The 18,131-nt window shown below is 54.4% G+C and carries 17 protein-coding genes; 8 read left to right on the top strand and 9 right to left on the bottom strand.

Annotated elements, in window-relative coordinates; all coding sequences use genetic code 11:
* The first annotated feature begins 63 nt into the window (after positions 1-63).
* Complete coding sequence (locus tag MWU55_RS02635) at positions 64-1,641, top strand: phosphate ABC transporter substrate-binding/OmpA family protein (RefSeq protein ID WP_246934151.1); 1,578 nt, start codon at positions 64-66, stop codon at positions 1,639-1,641.
* Positions 1,642-1,657: 16 nt separating this feature from the next.
* Here MWU55_RS02635 and radC read toward each other — a convergent pair whose 3' ends face one another.
* The 4 genes from radC to MWU55_RS02615 all read right to left on the bottom strand — a co-directional run bounded on the left by radC (position 1,658) and on the right by MWU55_RS02615 (position 6,719).
* Positions 1,658-2,431, bottom strand: coding sequence for a DNA repair protein RadC (radC, locus tag MWU55_RS02630; RefSeq protein WP_246934150.1), 774 nt, complete (start codon positions 2,429-2,431; stop codon positions 1,658-1,660).
* Between the two features lie 107 nt (positions 2,432-2,538).
* Positions 2,539-3,678 carry a molecular chaperone DnaJ gene (dnaJ, locus tag MWU55_RS02625; protein ID WP_246934148.1) on the bottom strand — a complete coding sequence of 380 codons (1,140 nt, stop codon included), beginning with the start codon at positions 3,676-3,678 and terminating at the stop codon, positions 2,539-2,541.
* A gap of 67 nt (positions 3,679-3,745) precedes the next feature.
* The gene (gene dnaK, locus MWU55_RS02620) at positions 3,746-5,662 is read right to left on the bottom strand and encodes a molecular chaperone DnaK (protein WP_246934147.1); all 1,917 of its coding nucleotides are present in this window, start codon (positions 5,660-5,662) and stop codon (positions 3,746-3,748) included.
* 235 nt (positions 5,663-5,897) lie between these two features.
* Positions 5,898-6,719: an ABC transporter permease gene (locus MWU55_RS02615; RefSeq protein ID WP_246934146.1), complete on the bottom strand. Its 822-nt coding sequence runs from the start codon at positions 6,717-6,719 to the stop codon at positions 5,898-5,900.
* A gap of 130 nt (positions 6,720-6,849) precedes the next feature.
* Between MWU55_RS02615 and cysQ the strand changes: the two genes are divergently transcribed.
* From cysQ to MWU55_RS02580, 7 genes are all read left to right on the top strand, one after another.
* Positions 6,850-7,647 carry a 3'(2'),5'-bisphosphate nucleotidase CysQ gene (gene cysQ / locus MWU55_RS02610; protein WP_246934145.1) on the top strand — a complete coding sequence of 266 codons (798 nt, stop codon included), beginning with the start codon at positions 6,850-6,852 and terminating at the stop codon, positions 7,645-7,647.
* 6 nt (positions 7,648-7,653) lie between these two features.
* Positions 7,654-8,457: a manno-octulosonate cytidylyltransferase gene (locus MWU55_RS02605; RefSeq protein ID WP_246934143.1), complete on the top strand. Its 804-nt coding sequence runs from the start codon at positions 7,654-7,656 to the stop codon at positions 8,455-8,457.
* Positions 8,458-8,672: 215 nt separating this feature from the next.
* On the top strand, positions 8,673-9,566 hold the full coding sequence (gene galU, locus MWU55_RS02600; RefSeq protein WP_246934141.1) for a UTP--glucose-1-phosphate uridylyltransferase GalU: 894 nt from the start codon (positions 8,673-8,675) through the stop codon (positions 9,564-9,566).
* 146 nt (positions 9,567-9,712) lie between these two features.
* Positions 9,713-10,609, top strand: a complete 897-nt coding sequence (locus tag MWU55_RS02595) for a glycosyltransferase family 2 protein (protein WP_348646206.1) — start codon at positions 9,713-9,715, stop codon at positions 10,607-10,609.
* 160 nt (positions 10,610-10,769) lie between these two features.
* Positions 10,770-11,780, top strand: a complete 1,011-nt coding sequence (locus tag MWU55_RS02590) for a glycosyltransferase family 2 protein (RefSeq protein ID WP_246934139.1) — start codon at positions 10,770-10,772, stop codon at positions 11,778-11,780.
* A complete protein-coding gene (locus tag MWU55_RS02585; protein WP_246934137.1) occupies positions 11,777-13,477 on the top strand; it encodes a beta-1,6-N-acetylglucosaminyltransferase in 1,701 nt (566 codons plus the stop codon). The genes MWU55_RS02590 and MWU55_RS02585 overlap by 4 nt, the downstream gene beginning before the upstream one ends.
* Position 13,478: 1 nt before the next feature.
* Positions 13,479-14,897 (top strand): nodulation protein NodH, encoded by a 1,419-nt coding sequence (locus MWU55_RS02580; protein ID WP_246934136.1) that lies wholly within the window; start codon positions 13,479-13,481, stop codon positions 14,895-14,897.
* A gap of 11 nt (positions 14,898-14,908) precedes the next feature.
* Here the strand turns inward: MWU55_RS02580 and MWU55_RS02575 are convergent, their stop codons facing one another.
* From MWU55_RS02575 to lptC, 5 genes are all read right to left on the bottom strand, one after another.
* Complete coding sequence (locus MWU55_RS02575; RefSeq protein WP_246934135.1) at positions 14,909-15,373, bottom strand: PTS sugar transporter subunit IIA; 465 nt, start codon at positions 15,371-15,373, stop codon at positions 14,909-14,911.
* Between the two features lie 35 nt (positions 15,374-15,408).
* A complete protein-coding gene (gene raiA / locus MWU55_RS02570) occupies positions 15,409-15,987 on the bottom strand; it encodes a ribosome-associated translation inhibitor RaiA (RefSeq protein WP_246934134.1) in 579 nt (192 codons plus the stop codon).
* Between the two features lie 244 nt (positions 15,988-16,231).
* Positions 16,232-16,990: an LPS export ABC transporter ATP-binding protein gene (lptB, locus tag MWU55_RS02565; RefSeq protein ID WP_246934133.1), complete on the bottom strand. Its 759-nt coding sequence runs from the start codon at positions 16,988-16,990 to the stop codon at positions 16,232-16,234.
* Positions 16,990-17,487, bottom strand: a complete 498-nt coding sequence (locus MWU55_RS02560; protein ID WP_246934132.1) for an LptA/OstA family protein — start codon at positions 17,485-17,487, stop codon at positions 16,990-16,992. The genes lptB and MWU55_RS02560 overlap by 1 nt, the downstream gene beginning before the upstream one ends.
* Positions 17,484-18,107 (bottom strand): LPS export ABC transporter periplasmic protein LptC, encoded by a 624-nt coding sequence (gene lptC, locus MWU55_RS02555; RefSeq protein ID WP_246934131.1) that lies wholly within the window; start codon positions 18,105-18,107, stop codon positions 17,484-17,486. Before lptC ends, MWU55_RS02560 begins: the two co-directional genes overlap by 4 nt.
* Positions 18,108-18,131: the final 24 nt, after the last annotated feature.

Below are 18,131 nucleotides of genomic sequence, written 5' to 3'. Positions count from 1 at the left end.
GCTAAATGATGGATTAGGGTGGGAAGTTCTGGCGCTGTGCGTGGAAATACATATGGTCCCTCTGTGACTAGAATTTTCCCTGATATCCTTGCGCGACTTCTGCGTGTGGCCTTTGTGGTCGCCCTAATCGGCAGTTCGGCTGCGCAGGCACAAGACGTTACCCTGACTTCACGTGATGGAGCGATCGAACTGACCGGCCAGCTTCTGACCTTTGATGGCGAGTTTTATCGTGTTGATACAGAGTTCGGCATTCTGACCGTCGACAGCTCTGGCGTCAGTTGCGAGGGGCCAGGCTGCCCCAGCCTTGGGCCTTTTGTGGCAGAGCTGACAATATCGGGCGCACACAACATGGGCGCTGTCCTATTCCCTGCGTTGGTTGAAGGCTTTGCGCTACGAAACGGCTATGCGCTGAAGCGCGAGGAAGTGCAGGGCGTTGGCACAGTCTACACCCTTCTGGAAGGCGGCAGCGGACAAGAGGTCGCGCGCTTTACAATCAAGCTGAACACCAGCTCTGAAGGGTTCGCCGATCTGCTCAGTCAGCAAGCCGATATGGTTCTGTCGATGCGACAGGCCACCACGCGCGAACGTAGCCTTGCGCGGGATGCCGGTTTGGGTGATCTGCGTGTTGCGCGTCAAAGTCGCGTTGCTGCCCTAGATGCGCTTGTACCGATTGTTTCGCCGGGCAATCCGGTGACCAAAATGTCAATTTCTCAACTGGCTGCGATCTATGCTGGCAGGATTCAAAATTGGAGCGAACTTGGTGGCGAGGATGCCCCCATAACCCCCTATATGATGGATGTTGAGGAAGGTTTCGGCCCGGTGTTCATGACAGATGTGATCGCCGCGCAAGGTGTGTCCCTGTCCGAGAACGTCGTCACACATCCAACAATGCGCACCTTGGCAGACGCTGTGGCGCGTGACCCTTATGGCATTGCGATCACCACCTATACGCAGCGCGGCAGTGGCGAGGTGGTAGAGCTGTCGGGAAGTTGCGGGTTCTCGGTCCATGCCTCGCGTGCGTCGATCAAGTCAGAAGACTATCCATTGACCATGCCCATGTTCCTGTACTTGCCCGAACGCCGATTGCCGCAAATTGGGCGCGAGTTCTTGGCCTACCTCCGCACCGACAGTGCGCAGTTTGTAACCCGTCGTGCGGGCTTTGTAGATCAAGCGCTGACCCGGCAGCCCATCCGCGCACAAGGTGACCGGATGGCAAATGCCATCAAATCTGCTGGGGAAGAGGTTGCCCTGACAGAACTTCAGCGCATGATTGGCACATTGTCCGGATCGGAACGGCTTTCCATAAGCTTCCGGTTCCAGGGTGGATCAACGCTTCTGGATGCGCCGTCACGGTCAAATGTTGCACTGCTGGCCGAAGCACTGGAAAGCGGGCGATTTGATGGGAAGCGCTTGTCATTCGTTGGATTCTCAGACGGGCAAGGTGCTGCCGCGCAAAACAGATCATTGTCCGAAAGACGCGCCAGAGCCGTACGCGATCTGGTTCTGGCTCAGCTAGAGGCCTTTGATTCCGCCCGTGTAAATATGCAAATTGATGCGTTTGGCGAAGCGATGCCTATGGCCTGTGACGACAGCGCATGGGGACGAAGCGTTAATCGGCGGGTTGAGATCTGGGTGGATTAAGCTCTGCAATCCACGCTTAAAGATACCCTTCCGAACGGAAACTAAGCTCTGTCGATTTTCCGATTATCAGATGATCATGAAGCGCGATGCCCAGCGCTTTGGCCGCATCATTCACCTGCGCTGTCATTTGGATATCGCTTTCCGATGGCGTTGGATCCCCCGAAGGATGGTTGTGCACAAGGATTAAAGCCGAGGCATTCAGCTCCAAAGCACGCTTTACCACTTCGCGCGGATAAACTGGAACGTGGTCAACCGTGCCCTTGGATTGTTCCTCATCCGCGATCAGCACGTTTTTGCGGTCCAGGAACAGAACCCGGAACTGTTCAGTGTCACGATGCGCCATGGTGGTGTGGCAGTAATCCAGCACCGCATCCCAGCTTGAGATTACGTGCCGTTGGATCACTTTCGAACGCGCCATGCGATGTGCCGCAGCTTCGATGATCTTTAGGTCCGTGATGACGGATTCCCCGACGCCCGACACGGACTTCAGACGATCCGCTGGCGCTGTGACCACGCGGTTGAAATCCCCGAAAATGTCCAGAAGCTCGCGCGCAATGGGTTTCACATCGCGGCGCGGAATGGATCGGAACAGCAAAAGCTCAAGCAACTCATAATCCGGCATGGCCTGCGCCCCGCCTTCATTGAAACGGGCGCGCAGTCTTTGGCGGTGATCTTGGATGTAAGATGGAAGCTTGCCAGCATTCATATCGATCGGCAGCACAGGTGCCTCGTCCATATCAAACAGGGCTTGGGGCATTTCGCCGAACTGGAAATTACTGCTCTTGGTCATGGGATTAGCTTGCCCCAAAAGTGGTGAACGAAGTGTTAACGTCCGCCCAGAAGAAAATGCCCCGGCGTTTTGACAACACCGGGGCATTCCGTTTGCATTTAAGGCATTTAGCTTTTCATGCCATCCCAGAAATTCTTGACCTTCGAAAAGAAGTTCGTGCTTTCAGGGTTGTTTTCTTCCGACAGTTTTTCGAATTCGCGCAGCAGTTCTTTCTGCTTCGACGTCAGATTGACCGGAGTCTCCACCGCCAGTTCGATGTACATGTCGCCGTTTGGCCCGCCACGCAGGCCGGGCATACCCTTTGCGCGCAGACGCATCTGGCGACCGGACTGGCTGCCCGACGGGATTTTCACACGCGACCGACCACCGTCGATGGTTGGAACTTCGATGTCACCGCCAAGCGCAGCGGCGCTCATCGATACGGGGACGCGGCAATGCAGATGCGTGCCTTCGCGATCGAAAATGGCGTGTTCTGTCACTTCGATGAAGATATACAGATCACCCGGGGGTCCACCACGCAGGCCAGCTTCGCCCTCGCCAGCCAGACGAATGCGTGTGCCGGTTTCAACACCTGCAGGGATGTTTACGGCCAGCGAACGTTCTTTTTCGATGCGTCCAGCACCGTGGCAGGATTTGCACGGATTCTGGATCATCTGGCCCGTGCCCTGACAGGTTGGGCAGGCACGTTCGACAGTAAAGAAGCCTTGCTGTGCACGGACTTTGCCCATGCCCTGACACGTCGGACAGACCGAGGGTTCGGCCCCGGATTCTGACCCGCTGCCCTCGCATTCATCGCACGCAACGGATGTTGGTACGTTGATTGTCTTTTGCAGCCCCGAATACGCTTCTTCCAAGTTCACACGCAGATTATAGCGCAGATCCGATCCGCGCTGAGCGCGCGAACGCCCACCGCCACGGCCGCCCATAAAGTCGCCAAACAGATCGTCAAACACGTCCGAAAACGCGCTCGCGAAATCGCCTTGGCCGGGATGGCCACCACCGGGACGTCCGCCCATGCCACCTTCAAAGGCAGCGTGGCCAAAGCGGTCATAAGCCGCTTTCTTTTCGGCGTCTTTCAGAACGTCATAAGCTTCGTTCACTTCTTTGAACTGAGCCTCGGCGTTCGGATTGTCCGAATTCCGGTCTGGATGCAGTTCTTTGGCTTTCTTGCGATAGGCTTTCTTCAGCTCGTCCGCCGAAGCACCTTTCGCGGCACCAAGAACCTCGTAGTAATCACGTTTTGCCATGATGGGGTCTTCTCCCTTTGGGAGGGGGGCAGGGCAGCCGTGCCGCCCCGCCTTTCACCTAATCGACTTAACGTTTGTTGTCGTCGAGGTCTTCGAAGTCAGCGTCAACAATGTCATCGTCAACAGCCGAGGGGCCATCAGCTTCTTCCGAGGCTTCCCCCGCAGCTTCTTCTTGCTGCGACTTATAGATCGCTTCGCCCAGTTTCATGGCCGCTTCGGTCACGTTCTGAACGCCGCCTTTGATCTTGTCAGCCGACGCGTCTTCCTTGGCCAGATCGTCCTTCAGAGCGGCAATTGCCAGCTCGATTGCTTCGATCGTGGTCGGGTCGACTTTGTCCGCATGCTCTTCCATCGACTTCTCGGTCGAGTGGATCAGGCTTTCGGCCTGGTTGCGGGCTTCGACAAGCTCTTTACGGTCCTTATCGGCTTCGGCGTTGGCTTCGGCGTCTTTCACCATTGCTTCGATGTCGTCATCCGACAAACCGCCCGAAGCTTGGATGGTGATCTTCTGCTCTTTGCCGGTGCCTTTGTCCTTGGCGCCCACTTCAACGATGCCGTTGGCGTCGATGTCGAAGGTCACTTCGATCTGAGGCATGCCGCGCGGTGCCGGCGGGATGTCTTCCAAGTTGAATTGGCCAAGGATCTTGTTGTCCGCAGCCATTTCACGTTCACCTTGGAACACGCGCAGGGTCACGGCGTTCTGATTGTCTTCCGCGGTCGAGAAGATCTGCGACTTCTTGGTCGGGATCGTCGTGTTGCGGTCGATCAGGCGAGTGAACACGCCACCCAGCGTCTCGATGCCCAGCGACAGCGGTGTTACGTCCAGAAGAACAACGTCTTTCACGTCGCCCTGCAGAACACCGGCTTGAATGGCAGCACCCATGGCAACCACTTCGTCTGGGTTCACACCCTTGTGGGGCTCTTTACCGAAGAACTTGGTGACCTCTTCGATCACTTTCGGCATGCGGGTCATACCACCGACCAGAACCACCTCGTCGATGTCGCCGGTCGACAGGCCAGCGTCTTTCAGAGCAGCCTGACAGGGCTTGATCGAACGCTTGATCAGGTCCGACACAAGGCTTTCCAGCTTGGCGCGAGTCAGCTTCATGACCATGTGCAGCGGTGCACCATCAGCACCCATCGAGATGAAGGGCTGGTTGATTTCGGTCTGCGAGGCCGACGACAGTTCGATCTTGGCTTTCTCAGCGGCTTCTTTCAGGCGCTGCAGAGCCATTTTGTCTTTCGACAGATCAACCTGGTTTTCCTTTTTGAACTCATCGACCAGATACTGAACGATGCGCATGTCGAAGTCTTCACCACCAAGGAACGTGTCGCCGTTGGTCGATTTCACTTCAAACAAGCCGTCGTCGATTTCCAGGATGGTCACGTCGAAGGTACCACCACCAAGATCATACACCGCGATGGTTTGGGTCTCTTGCTTGTCCAGACCGTAGGCCAGTGCGGCTGCGGTTGGTTCGTTGATGATACGCAGTACTTCAAGACCAGCAATCTTGCCGGCGTCTTTGGTGGCCTGACGCTGTGCGTCGTTGAAGTAGGCAGGCACGGTGATCACGGCCTGAGTGACTTCTTCACCCAGATAGCTTTCTGCCGTTTCTTTCATCTTGCCCAGAATGAAGGCCGAGATTTGCGAAGGCGAATACTTTTCGCCAGCAGCTTCAACCCATGCGTCGCCATTGCCGCCATCTACGATGGCATAAGGCACCAGCTTTTTGTCTTTCTCGACAGCCGGATCGTTCATGTCGCGACCAATAAGGCGCTTCACGGCGAAGACGGTGTTGTCGGGGTTGGTGACAGCCTGACGTTTAGCCGGCTGGCCAACGAGGCGTTCGTCGTCCTTGAAGGCGACGATCGAAGGCGTGGTACGTGCACCTTCTGCGTTTTCAATGACTCGCGGCTGCGAGCCGTCCATGATGGCAACACACGAGTTCGTGGTGCCGAGGTCGATACCGATGACTTTGGCCATGCTCAATATCCTCTCTTAGGCGATGTTGAAGGAACCGACCTTGCAAAGCATCGGCCCCTGATCCCAAATTTTTACCGGTTTAGGAGTGATCCTTCTCCGGCGTCTCGGCGTATATAAGTAGGCAAATAGGGGCCTGCAAGCGGTCGAAGGCCCCGATTGCGCTAAAAAACACGAGTCAATTTGAGGTTTTAGCCCAGAATGGGCAAATGAAGGGGCTTTTGTCCCTTCAATATGCCTATTGACGGGCAGCCCAACTGGCGGAGACATGTTTGCGCGAATAGTTTTCGCCCATCAGTCCCAGCAAGGTGAACACAGCAGAGAAGACCAGAGGGTACATCCAGTTTGTGTAGTGGGGATTGTAGTTGATGAAGGTAAACCCGCGCGTTTGGTCTACGATATGAAACAGTGGATTCCAGCTGAACATTGCGACGATGTAAAACGGCATCGAATTCGCAACAAACATCTTGCCGGATGCAACCATGTTTGCCCGCGTATAGATGGTTTGCGAAATACTTGTGAACTGCGGAAGCCAGGGTTTCATCGCAAGAAAGATCAAGCCAATTGAGACACCGTTGAACCATGCCAAGATGATCATGAGGAAGGCCTCAAAAGGTTGATGAACCTCAACGGGTGTGAATCCGATATGATAGATGACCAGAATTACCGTGATGGTCAGGATCTGGATATACAAAGACCCCAACGCAGCCGAGACCATGGCAACAAAGGTGTTCATCGGTGCGTGTTGCATCATCGGGTGCGACGGACCGGAAGAACCGGCCACAGCACCCATGGCTTTCACATTCGTCACGAAGATAAAAATGCCCGACATGATGTAGAGCAGAAAATCGCCACGCAAAGACGAACCGCGCAGCCCAATCAACGAAAACATCGCAAAGAACACGGCAATCATCATCACGACCTGAAGCATGTTCAGGGCAATAGCAGCCAGCGCATTTGTATGCGTGCTGCGAATGCTGTGCGCGGTCATGTGATAAATGACCTCGAACATTGAAAGCGCCGCGGACAGCCGCGATTGTTTCTTCTTTGCCTCGAACATGTGGCTACCTTGAACCGTGGTGCTGACTTTTTAGCAGGGAATTCTTGATGATCCTTTACTGGTTGATCATAAGGGGGCGGCAAAATGTTATCAACAGGGCCACATTAGGCCTTATTTAAGGAGCTTCACTTTGGATTTTGATCGTCTGGAAACCGTTATGCGTACTTTGGCACTGGAAGCCGGGGACGTGATCATGGAGATCTACAACTCGGACGATTTCGACGTGCGTGCCAAATCCGATGACAGCCCTGTAACTGCTGCCGACGAAGCGGCGGACGCTCTGATCTCGGCTGGATTGCGTGCGGCATTCCCGGATGTGCTGTTGGTGACGGAAGAACAAGCAGACAGCCACAGCGAGCAGGCCAGCGAGTTTCTGATTGTTGACCCGTTGGATGGTACAAAAGAGTTCATTCACCGCCGTGGCGATTTCACCGTGAATATCGCTTACGTAGTTGATGGCACCCCTGTTCGCGGAGTCGTCTATGCACCTGCCAAGGGGCGGATGTTCTTCACCCGCGCTGGCGGCGAGAGCGTGGAAGAGCAAGGCCCGTTTGAAAAGGACACTATGGGCGCACTGAGCCCGATCAAGGTCTCGACCCCTGACAATGACGCGCTGTTCATCGTTGCTTCAAAATCGCACCGCGATCAGGCGACCGAGGATTACATCAATAAATATAGCGTGAAGGACAGCAAGTCGGCGGGTAGTTCGTTGAAGTTCTGCCTTGTAGCCACTGGCGAGGCGGATCTTTATCCCCGCGTAGGCCGCACAATGGAGTGGGACACCGCAGCCGGTCATGCCGTTCTGAAAGGTGCAGGCGGTGATGTCATTCGTTTCGACGATCACACCCCGCTGACTTACGGCAAGCCGATCTATGAAAACCCGTTTTTCATTGCCTATGCTCCGGGCGTTGACCTGAAACAGGCTTGATCCGCCATGGCCACGCTGATCGTAATCCCTGCGCGCTATGCCTCGATCCGGTATCCGGGTAAGGCGCTTGCGCCGCTACGTGGGGTGACAGGTGTTTCCAAATCTCTGATCCAACGCAGCTGGGACGCTGCGCAGGCCGTTCGCGGGGTGGATCGCGTCGTGGTTGCCACCGATGACGATCGCATACGGACCGAGGCTGAAAGCTTCGGTGCCGAGGTGGTTATGACATCGTCTTCTTGCGAAAACGGAACCGAACGCTGTGCCGAGGCGCTGACCGCACTGGGTGGCAACTATGATATCGTAGTTAACCTGCAAGGCGATGCGCCTTTGACCCCGCCATGGTTCGTGGAAGAGCTTGTCGAGGCGCTAACCATCCACCCAACCGCCGAAGTTGCGACCCCGGTGTTGCGGTGCGACGGGCGGGCGTTGAATGGATTCCTTGAAGATCGCAAAGCAGGCCGTGTCGGCGCAACAACTGCCGTTTTTGGGGCTGAGGGCAAGGCGCTCTATTTCTCGAAAGAGGTGATCCCCTACACGCAAGGAAACGACTGGTCTGCCAAAGATCAATCTCCGGTCTTCCACCATGTCGGCGTGTATGCCTATCGACCTTCCGCCCTTGCCGCGTACCCCCTGTGGAAATCGGGACCATTGGAGCAGCTTGAGGGTCTTGAACAGCTTCGCTTCCTTGAGCGTGACAAACCCATCCAGTGCGTCGAAGTGGACGCCCGCGCCCGCCAGTTTTGGGAACTGAACAACCCGGAAGACGTGCCTCGGATCGAAGCAATCTTGGACGAGCTTGGCATCGAGTAGGTGTGAGAAACCAAAAAGAATCCCATCAATCGCGCCGTGTGGATCCCGGAAAAGAGTCGAGAAAAGTCTTGCCTTGCTTTACAAAGGCGAAAAAAGACCATGATGTTTTCAAATTTATCAATTACAGAATAATTAAATAAGCACTTTCCTGATCCTTAGAATTTGCCATTTCGGCAATTGGACAATGAAAGTCGCATAGTAAAAAGGCTAGTATTATGAAGCGTAAGGTAACCAAAGCGATCTTTCCTGTGGCCGGACTTGGCACGCGATTTCTTCCCGCCACGAAGTCCATTCCGAAAGAGATCATGACGCTGGTTGACCGGCCTTTGATTCAATACGCCATCGATGAAGCCCGTGCCGCAGGTATCAAAGAATTCATCTTTGTGACCTCGCGCGGCAAAGGCGCGTTGGAAGACTACTTTGACAACTCTCCGGTGTTAGAGCAGGAACTGCGCAAAAAGGGCAAGGACGAGCTTCTTGAGGTTTTGAAAGACACCAACATGGAATCCGGAGCCATCGCCTATATGCGTCAGCACAAGGCGCTGGGCCTTGGTCACGCTGTCTGGTGTGCGCGCCGCTTGATCGCGAATGAACCCTTTGCGGTCATTTTGCCGGATGATGTTATCGCAGCTGAAAAACCATGCTTGCAGCAAATGGTGGAATCCTACGAAGAAACTGGCGGCTGCATGGTTGCTGCTATGGAAGTCCCAGCTGAAAAAGCCAGCGCTTATGGTGTTCTCGATGTGAAAGAGGATATGGGCGATTTGGTTTCGACCCGCGGGATGGTCGAAAAACCATCTCCTGACGAAGCCCCGTCGAATTTGGCTGTTATCGGTCGTTACATCCTGACACCTGATGTGCTGCGTAGCCTGAACCAGATGAAAGCCGGCGCAGGTGGAGAGATTCAGCTGACCGATGCGATTGCTGAAGAGATCGCTCAGGGGCGTGACGTTTTTGGGTACCGCTTCCGTGGCCAGCGCTTCGACTGTGGGTCAAAGGCCGGGTTCCTTCAGGCCACCGTTGCGTTCGGCATGGCTCGTGAAGAGCTTCGGGATGAGTTCACAGGCTATCTGCATGATCTGATGGCCCAGAATAAAGCAGCCGAGTAATTTCTGTGACGGGCGGTGTGTCCGGTTTATGGGCATCCTATCGGATGCGCCTAAAACGTCGCCGCCTGTTGCTACGCTCAATACGCTCTAGACGACAACTGACAGAAGTCACAGACCGCACTGAGGCTATCCGGCCCGGGCAGGTCTTGGCGTTCACGGTGTTGCGCAACGAAGTGCAGCGATTGCCTTTCTTTCTGGAACACTATCGACGGTTGGGCGTGGGCCACTTCCTGATGGTGGCCAATGACTGCACCGATGGAAGTATTGAATATCTTTCGGATCAACCGGATGTGTCTTTGTGGACCTCGGATGCGAGTTATAAATCCGCGCGGTTTGGGGTCGATTGGCTGACCTGGCTTCAGTTTCGCCACGGGCATGGCGCGTGGTGTTTGACAGTTGATGTGGACGAAATCCTGATCTATCCGCACCATGAAGATCGCGACCTTGTGGCCCTGACGCAGCATTTAGATCGTGTGGGGGCGCAGGCGCTGGGCGCTCTGATGTTGGATCTTTATCCGAAAGGACCTTTAGGGTCCGATACTGTGGATGTGGACGGCAATCCCATCGACGCGCTCCCATGGTTTGACGCCCAGCCCTATCGTGCGGTCAGACAGCAGCCCATGCAGAACCTATGGCTTCAGGGCGGTGCGCGCGAGCGTGTGTTCTTTCCCAAAAACCCGTCACGCGGCCCGACCCTTAACAAGCTGCCCTTGGTAAAATGGTCCCGCCGGTTTGCCTATGCGAACTCGACACATACCATTCTGCCGCCACGCTTGAATATGGAATGGGCGGGCCCCCCTGCTGTTTCCGGCAAGGATCAGCTTTCGGGCGTGCTGTTGCACACTAAATTCCTTCCCAGCGTGATCGCGCGGTCTGAAGAAGAAAAAGCCCGACGCGAGCATTTCGGCCAGCCAGATCAGTTTGACGCCTACTATGACGCAGTTGGCGAGGCACCTGATCTTTGGCATGCAGATTCATGTCGATATGAGAACTGGCAACAGCTTGAGAAGCTTGGTCTTATGTCTTCAGGCGATTGGACCTGAAATCACAAATATCCAACCATAAGTGGCGAGTTTACGCGACGTATGGCGGAACATTAAGATGTTGGATATAAACCAATAACAAGATGCGGGCTCCTGTTGGTTGAAATGGGATCAAACCGCGCTCAAATGCAGACACAGGTGAAAACAGACAGGACATGATTTGGGCGCTTGGACTTCATATCGCCTAAGGCTAAAGCGCAAGCGTCGCCAAATCCGCGCGTTTCGAAAACGTCGCGAGCTGACATGCGTGAAAAACCGCACCAAGCAGATCGCACCATCAGATATCATTGTCTTTTCAACGCTTCGCAATGAGCTGGTTCGGTTGCCCTTTTTCCTTCAGTACTACCGCGATCTGGGTGTGAACCACTTCGTTATTGTGGACAACGGATCGGATGACGGCTCGCGGGAATATCTGGCAGAGCAAGAAGACGTGTCCCTGTGGACCACGCCGGCCAGCTATAAACGTGCAAATTTTGGTGTGGATTGGCTGAACTGGCTGCAGCGCAAATATGGTCACAACCATTGGTGCCTTGTCGTCGATACAGACGAGCTTCTGGTCTATCCATTTTGTGACACGCGGCCGCTGCGAGCTTTGACAGATTGGCTCGACGCCAGTGCGATCAGAAGCTTCGGTGCGATGCTTCTGGATATGTATCCGGAAGGACCGATTGGGGAAGAGGTTTATCAATCAGGCCAAGATCCGCTTGAAATCACCGGATGGTTCGACAGTGGAAACTACACAATCAAGAAAAATTCCCGGTTCAGAAACTTATGGATTCAGGGCGGCGTTCGCGCGCGTGCTTTCTTTGACGACAATCCTGAACGCGCCCCTGCTCTAAACAAGATCCCATTGGTCAAATGGGATCGGTCCTATACCTACATCAGCTCGACCCACATGCTTTTGCCGCGTGGTCTGAATCTTGTGTATGACGAAAGCGGAGGCGAGAAAGCCTCGGGCTGTCTTCTGCACACAAAGTTCCTGAATACGTTTCACGAGAAGTCACACGAAGAGCTTCAGCGTCGTCAGCACTATGCCAACAGTCATGAATACCGCGCCTATAGCGCGCGCAGTGCGGACGATCCCGTTCTTTGGTGTAAGTGGAGCGAAGAGTACATCAACTGGCGACAGCTTGAGGTGCTGGGCCTGATGTCCAAGGGGAACTGGGCATGACGTTGGGTGTGGTCATGATCGTGCACGAAGCGTTGCACCGTGCGACGCAGCTGGCCCGCCATTGGGCCAATCATGGCTGCCCAGTTGTGATCCACGTCGACAAAAAGGTCGATCAGGATACCTATGACCAGTTTGCCGATGGACTGTCGGACTTAGACAACATCCTGTTTTGCGAGCGTCACCAATGTGAATGGGGCACGTGGTCGTTGGTCGCCGCCAGCCAGACCGCGTCCGAGCTGATGTTGGATCGGTTTCCGGACGTTCAGCACGTCTTGTTAGCTTCCGGCAGCTGTCTTCCCCTGCGCCCCATTTCTGAACTGAAGGCCTATTTGGCGGATCGCCCTACAACGGACTTTGTAGAAAGTGTGACAACCGAAGATGTCCCCTGGGCGGTTGGTGGGCTGAACGCCGAACGTTTCACCCTTCGGTTTCCGTTTTCCTGGAGACACCGGCGCAAACTTTTTGACGCCTATGTCAAATTACAACGCAAGCTTGGCTATCAACGGCGCATTCCGCTAAGCACTCCGCCGCATCTGGGCAGCCAATGGTGGTGCCTGACCCGCACCACCCTTTCCGCTATTCTCGAGGATCCACGTAGGCCGGTAAATGACGCGTATTTTCGCCGTGTTTGGATCCCGGATGAGAGCTATTATCAGACCCTCGCCCGGCAGTATTCCAAGAAAGTGGAAAGCCGATCTTTGACGCTGTCGAAATTCGATTTTCAGGGCAAGCCGCATATGTTCTACGACGACCACCTTCAGCTGCTGCGGCGTTCGGATTGCTTTATTGCGCGGAAAATTTGGCACAAGGCAGATCGGCTGTATGATAGTTTCCTGTCCGATGCACCTAGCCTGAACGCAAGTGCCGAACCTAATCCTGGCAAAATTGATCGCGTATTTGCCAAAGCCGTTGATCGTCGGACCAAGGGCCGCCCAGGGTTGCAGATGCAAAGCCGTTTCCCACACCGAAGGTGGGGCGCTACGATGACCGCCGAACCCTATGTGGTTCTTGAAGGCTTCACCGAGCTGTTCAAAGGGTTTGAGCCTTGGTTGTCCAGCTTCGGAAAGGTGCGCGTACATGGCCACCTATTTGCCCCGGACCGCGTCCATTTCGAAAATGCCGAGACCGAGTATTTCGGCGCGCTCTCCTCTTCGGCTCCTTTGCGGGATTATAACCCCGGTGCCTTCCTGACCAACCTGATCTGGAATACGCGCGGCGAACGGCAGTGCTTCCAATTCGGCCCTGCGGACAATCAGGACATCACTTGGGATGTGACTCGCGATGCAAATGCGCGCATTCATGTCATCACCGGCGCATGGGCTGTTCCTTTGTTCCTGTCGAATGGAAAGTTTTCGCAGGTTCGGCGCGAAGCCGCACGGCTTCAACGGATTGAGCGTGAGCATCTAAGCATTCTGCAATCCGACCATGCGCGTGCAAGGATCAGAATCCAAAGTCTGTCGGATTTCGTTCTGAACCCGATCGAGCCACTGCAAGACGTTGTCGATCAGCTTGCCATTCGCGAACGCCCAAAGCTGAAAGAAACACCCGAGATGGTACATCTAGGCGGGTTCGGGCAGTTTTTGCAGAACCTGAAAAATCAGGGCATGCATCCGCATCTTGTGGGCGATTTTCCCTCGGACTACGTGGCTGAACGGCCCCTACCCTCGCGCCAAGCGCCTTATCTGGTGACCAAGTGATATGACCCAAAAGTTTGACTGTTTCATCATCTTCGCTGAAATGCGCACCGGCTCGAATTTTCTGGAAAGCAATCTGGATCAGTTTGATGATCTGAAATGCTATGGGGAAACCTTCAATCCCTATTTCATGGTCTCGCCGGAACTAAAGGACCTTTTCGGTGTCAGCGTGAAGGCGCGGGATGAAGATCCTATGCTTCTGGTCGAGAAGATGAAGGAAAACACGAAAGGCATTCCGGGTTTCAGGTTCTTTCATGACCACGACCCTCGCGTGTTTAACGCACTGATCGACGATCCCCACTGCGCCAAGGTTATTCTGACCCGCAATATGCTCGAGGCTTATGTCTCGCGTAAGATCGCGTGGGCCACCGATCAGTGGCAACTGAACAATGTGGATGACGCGATTAAGAAAAAGGCGATGTTCGTCTCTGCCGAGTTTGAGAAGCTCTTTTATCGGATGAAAGACTTTCAGCTGAAAATCAAAAATCGGCTTCAAGTAACAGGACAGACCGCTTTCTATATTGATTACGAAGACGCGCAGAACCTTGATGTGATCAACGGGTTGGCGAAATTTCTGGGGGCCAAAGGCGAAATCACAGAATTCGCGGGTAAGTTTAAGAAACAAAATCCCGAACCGATGTCCGAGAAGGTCGAGAATTATGAGGTTCTAAAGCAAACCGTCGCTAAAGTTGATCCGTTTGATCTGGACCGTGTCCCGAATTTTGCTCAAAGCAGGCCTGCTGCTGTGTCCAGCTATATCGCCTCGGACAAGCCACCGATGCTGTTCATGCCTATTAAGGGCGGCCCAACCGACGAGGTTGTAAACTGGCTCCAGGCGGCTGGTCCCTTGACCGAGGATCTGAACCAGAAAACTCTTCGAGCGTGGAAAAACCAGAACAAACAACACCGGACCTTTACTGTCCTTCGTCATCCCGTTGTGCGTTTGCATTCTGTGTTCTGCCGATACTTCGTCACCCACGGTCCGGACACGTACTGGGACATCAAAGAAGCCGTTCGCGACCGTTATGATATCGACCTGCCAGAGAACGAACCGGATGCCTCATGGACACTCGACCGGCATCGCGCTGCGTTTTTGCAATTCATCGCGTTTGTCGACCGGAACCTGAAGGGGCAAACCAGTCTGCGTCTTGACCCGGCATGGGTGTCACAAAATGCGGTGGTAAGCGGTTTTGCGGGCTTTGCGCTGCCTGACCATCTGCTGCGCGAGGAAACTCTGGACACTGGGCTGGCAACGCTGTGGGGTGAGGTCAGCAATAAAAAGCCACCCAAATGGAAAGATAAGGCGCAAGACCAGCCCTATGGTCTGGGCGAGGTGTATTCACCAGAGATCGAAGCTGAGATACGAAAGATCTATCAGCGTGATTACATGATGTTTGGCTTCAAGCCGTGGGATAAATCCTGAAAAGAGTTAGATCAGGCCGCTTTGTTCGACAGGCTATCTGTCAAAAGTGCATGAAGCGTCATCGTGTCCGAATTTGCCCGCAGCTTCGCGCAGATCGACGCGTCCCGCATGGAGCGCGACACAAGCGCCAAGGCTTTCAGGTGATCTACACCCGACCCCTCTGGTGCAAACAAAGCGAAAATCAGGTCTACGGGCTGACGATCAACGGCATCGAAATCGAACGGCTTCTCCACACGGACAAAACAGCCAGTAACCTCGTTCACGCCGGACAGACGGGCATGCGGCAATGCTACGCCACGGCCAACGCCGGTCGGGCCAAGGTTTTCACGCTCGGACAGAGCCGAGAAAGCATCGTCAGAATTGATGCCATAGCAATCAGAGGCGATATCGCCCAAGTCCTGAAATAGGCGCTTCTTGGACGATACCGTCGATATGACCTTTACGGCGGACGGCGCCAAAATGTTCGCTAGTTCCATTTTTGACCAATTTCCCGCCCGCCATGGCGGGGGGCCTACGCTTCGTTGTTAACGGGATCAATCCAGCCGACATTACCATCCTCGCGGCGGTATACGACGTTCATGCCCTGAGTTTTCTCATTCTTGAAAACCAAAACAGGTGCGTGAGCCAGCTCCATCTGCATGACGGCTTCGCCAACGGAAAGCGATGGGATACGCGTTTCCATTTCGGCGATGATCATGGGTTGGAGCGTTGCGTCCGCTGCCTCTTCCTGGCCTTCTTCTTTGGCGAGGATATACGAGGATCCGCCGAAAACTTCAACCGGATCGACGCGGTCGCGGTGATGATCCTTCAACCTCCGCTTATAACGGCGTAGTTGCTTCTCCATTTTCTCGGCACATTGGTCGAATGCGGCATAGATTTCTGTCGCATGACCCTTGGCCTGAGCGGTCAGGCCGGTGGAGAGGTGAACAATGGTTTCGCAGACATATTCATGTGCATTTTTCGAGAAGATGACCTGCGCATCGGTGGGGCGTTCAGCATACTTTTGAACAATCCCGCCAAGCTCATCTTTCACATGAACCTGAAGCGCTTCACCAATGTCGATCTGCTTGCCACTGATTTGATATTGCATCCTATCTCCTTTGGTCGTTGTAGGAATTGACGCCATAAGTCACACGGACGCATGGCAATAAAACCGTTTTAAAACATGGGGATGATCTATTTTTGTAAGAAGCCGCCCGCCCGATCCAATCTGGGGCGATCCTATGTGCGTGCCCAAGTTGGGCGCGGCACGAACGAAGTTTTGCGTGTTCATGCATCACCTACATTTGGCGACGAGTCGGTGGGGAATGTCAAGCGAACGGGTGACGTTTTCGTCAATTGATCGAGAAATTCTGACCAAGATAGACGCGGCGCACGTTCTCGTCCTTCACCACTTCATCGGTCGTTCCGCTCATCAAAACATGGCCGTCATGAAGGATATAAGCGCGGTCGACGATCTCGAGCGTTTCGCGCACATTGTGGTCGGTGATTAAAACGCCGATGCCACGATTTTTTAGGTCGTGAACAAGGGTCCGAATCTCTCCGACAGCAATTGGATCGACGCCCGCGAAGGGTTCATCCAATAGCAAATACTTGGGATTCGATGCCAAGAGTCGCGCGATTTCACAGCGGCGACGCTCACCCCCCGACAGGGCCAGCGCCGGTGTCCGACGCAGGTGGCTGATCGAGAACTCGTTCAAAAGTTCTTCCAGTCGCTCACGGCGCTTGTGCCGGTCCTTGGTCGAAATTTCGAGAATCGATAGAATATTGTCTTCAACCGACATGCCGCGGAAGATCGACATTTCCTGTGGCAAATAGCCGATACCTCGGCGTGCACGGCGATACATCGGCAACAGCGTCACGTCCTGTCCGTCAATGATGACCTGACCAGCTTCGGGCGTAATCAGCCCTGCGATCGCATAAAATGTCGTGGATTTTCCGCAGCCGTTCGGGCCCAACAACGCAACAACTTCACCCCGGTGTAGTTCTAGGTTCACTTCGCGGATTACCGGCTTCTTGCGATAGCTCTTGCGCAATCCGATGACGCGCAGTCCGGCATCCCCCTGTTCCACTGTAAGGTTCGGGGTGGCCATCAGTTCGACCCGGTTTGAATGATTGATTTTACGCGTCCGTCCATCTGGCCCGTGCCGGATTTCAGGTTCACGGTCAGCTTTTCTGAAGACAAGGCGTTTTGGCCCTGTGTCAGGATCACTCCGCCCGTCATGACCACAACTCCAGAAGCAATGGTGTAAACCGCTTCACGTGCTTCGGCAGCTTCAGCGCCATTTACCAAAGTAACGCCGCCCGTGGCATGCAAACGCGAGATTTCGCCGGTTGTGTCCGTACCGGTGGCGTATTCAACGCGCACTTTGCCTGCACTCAAACGCATTTCGCCCTGCCCGATCATCACGTTGCCGGAAAAAGTAGCCGAGCCGCTTGCTTGGTCCACCGCCAACTGATCGGCCGAGATTTCAATCGGCAGGCTGCTGTCGTGCTTCAACCCGCCAAACGCCACCTGAGCTTGCGCATAGGCTGTGACAGGCAGGCAAATTGCCACCAGAAGCGGATAAAGAATACTGCGTTTGATCACCGGGTTTCCCCCTTGTCTTTTGGATCATATACCAGCTTCACCCCGTCCTTGAAAACAAGAACATATCCGCCGCCCTCTCCCTCTTGGCGGGAAATGACCGCATCACCGGCGGAAAGGTCACCCATCGGGCCGGTCGCTTCGACAGGGCCGTTGCTGGCAACGTAGGTGGAATCCATGGCTGTGGTCAGGGTTTCGGTCGAAATCCAATAGTCGGTCGACGTGTGCAAAGATACACCGCCAGACAGATTGATCTGGTTGGTTTCCCCATCAATATCCGCATGTGCAGCTTTGATGTTCACCTGCGCGCCGTCCGGTGTCTCAATATCGGCCTCAAGTGCCAAGGCCTTGAAGTGATTAGACCTTTCAGCATCAGGCGCAGCGCTTTCAGCTTTGAACTGAATTGCCGCACCATCTTCTGTCACGCTTGAAAACCGTGGATTGGTGATCTTTTGTTCGCCCGTCAGTTCATCCAGATTGATCCGTGCATAGGTCAGCGATGTTGTTGGGTCGACGGATTTTGACACCAGAAACATGAGCGACAGCAACACAAGCGCAGCGGCTGGCAGAATGATCTTCAGCCAGTTCACGATGCGCGAATATGTGATTCCGGTGCCGGACATGAATAGGGCTTTCTTAGGGTCTAT

This window comes from Aliiroseovarius sp. F20344, from assembly GCF_023016155.1.
Lineage (GTDB): Bacteria > Pseudomonadota > Alphaproteobacteria > Rhodobacterales > Rhodobacteraceae > Aliiroseovarius.
This window is presented reverse-complemented; position numbering and strand designations above follow the sequence as displayed.

Coding starts and splice junctions, on each gene's coding strand:
- radC (WP_246934150.1), bottom strand. CDS start 2,431: ATGACCAAGAGCAGTAATTTCCAGTTCGGCGAAATGCCCCAAGCCCTG.
- dnaJ (WP_246934148.1), bottom strand. CDS start 3,678: ATGGCAAAACGTGATTACTACGAGGTTCTTGGTGCCGCGAAAGGTGCT.
- dnaK (WP_246934147.1), bottom strand. CDS start 5,662: ATGGCCAAAGTCATCGGTATCGACCTCGGCACCACGAACTCGTGTGTT.
- MWU55_RS02615 (WP_246934146.1), bottom strand. CDS start 6,719: ATGTTCGAGGCAAAGAAGAAACAATCGCGGCTGTCCGCGGCGCTTTCA.
- MWU55_RS02605 (WP_246934143.1), top strand. CDS start 7,654: ATGGCCACGCTGATCGTAATCCCTGCGCGCTATGCCTCGATCCGGTAT.
- galU (WP_246934141.1), top strand. CDS start 8,673: ATGAAGCGTAAGGTAACCAAAGCGATCTTTCCTGTGGCCGGACTTGGC.
- MWU55_RS02585 (WP_246934137.1), top strand. CDS start 11,777: ATGACGTTGGGTGTGGTCATGATCGTGCACGAAGCGTTGCACCGTGCG.
- MWU55_RS02580 (WP_246934136.1), top strand. CDS start 13,479: ATGACCCAAAAGTTTGACTGTTTCATCATCTTCGCTGAAATGCGCACC.
- MWU55_RS02575 (WP_246934135.1), bottom strand. CDS start 15,373: ATGGAACTAGCGAACATTTTGGCGCCGTCCGCCGTAAAGGTCATATCG.
- raiA (WP_246934134.1), bottom strand. CDS start 15,987: ATGCAATATCAAATCAGTGGCAAGCAGATCGACATTGGTGAAGCGCTT.
- lptB (WP_246934133.1), bottom strand. CDS start 16,990: ATGGCCACCCCGAACCTTACAGTGGAACAGGGGGATGCCGGACTGCGC.
- lptC (WP_246934131.1), bottom strand. CDS start 18,107: ATGTCCGGCACCGGAATCACATATTCGCGCATCGTGAACTGGCTGAAG.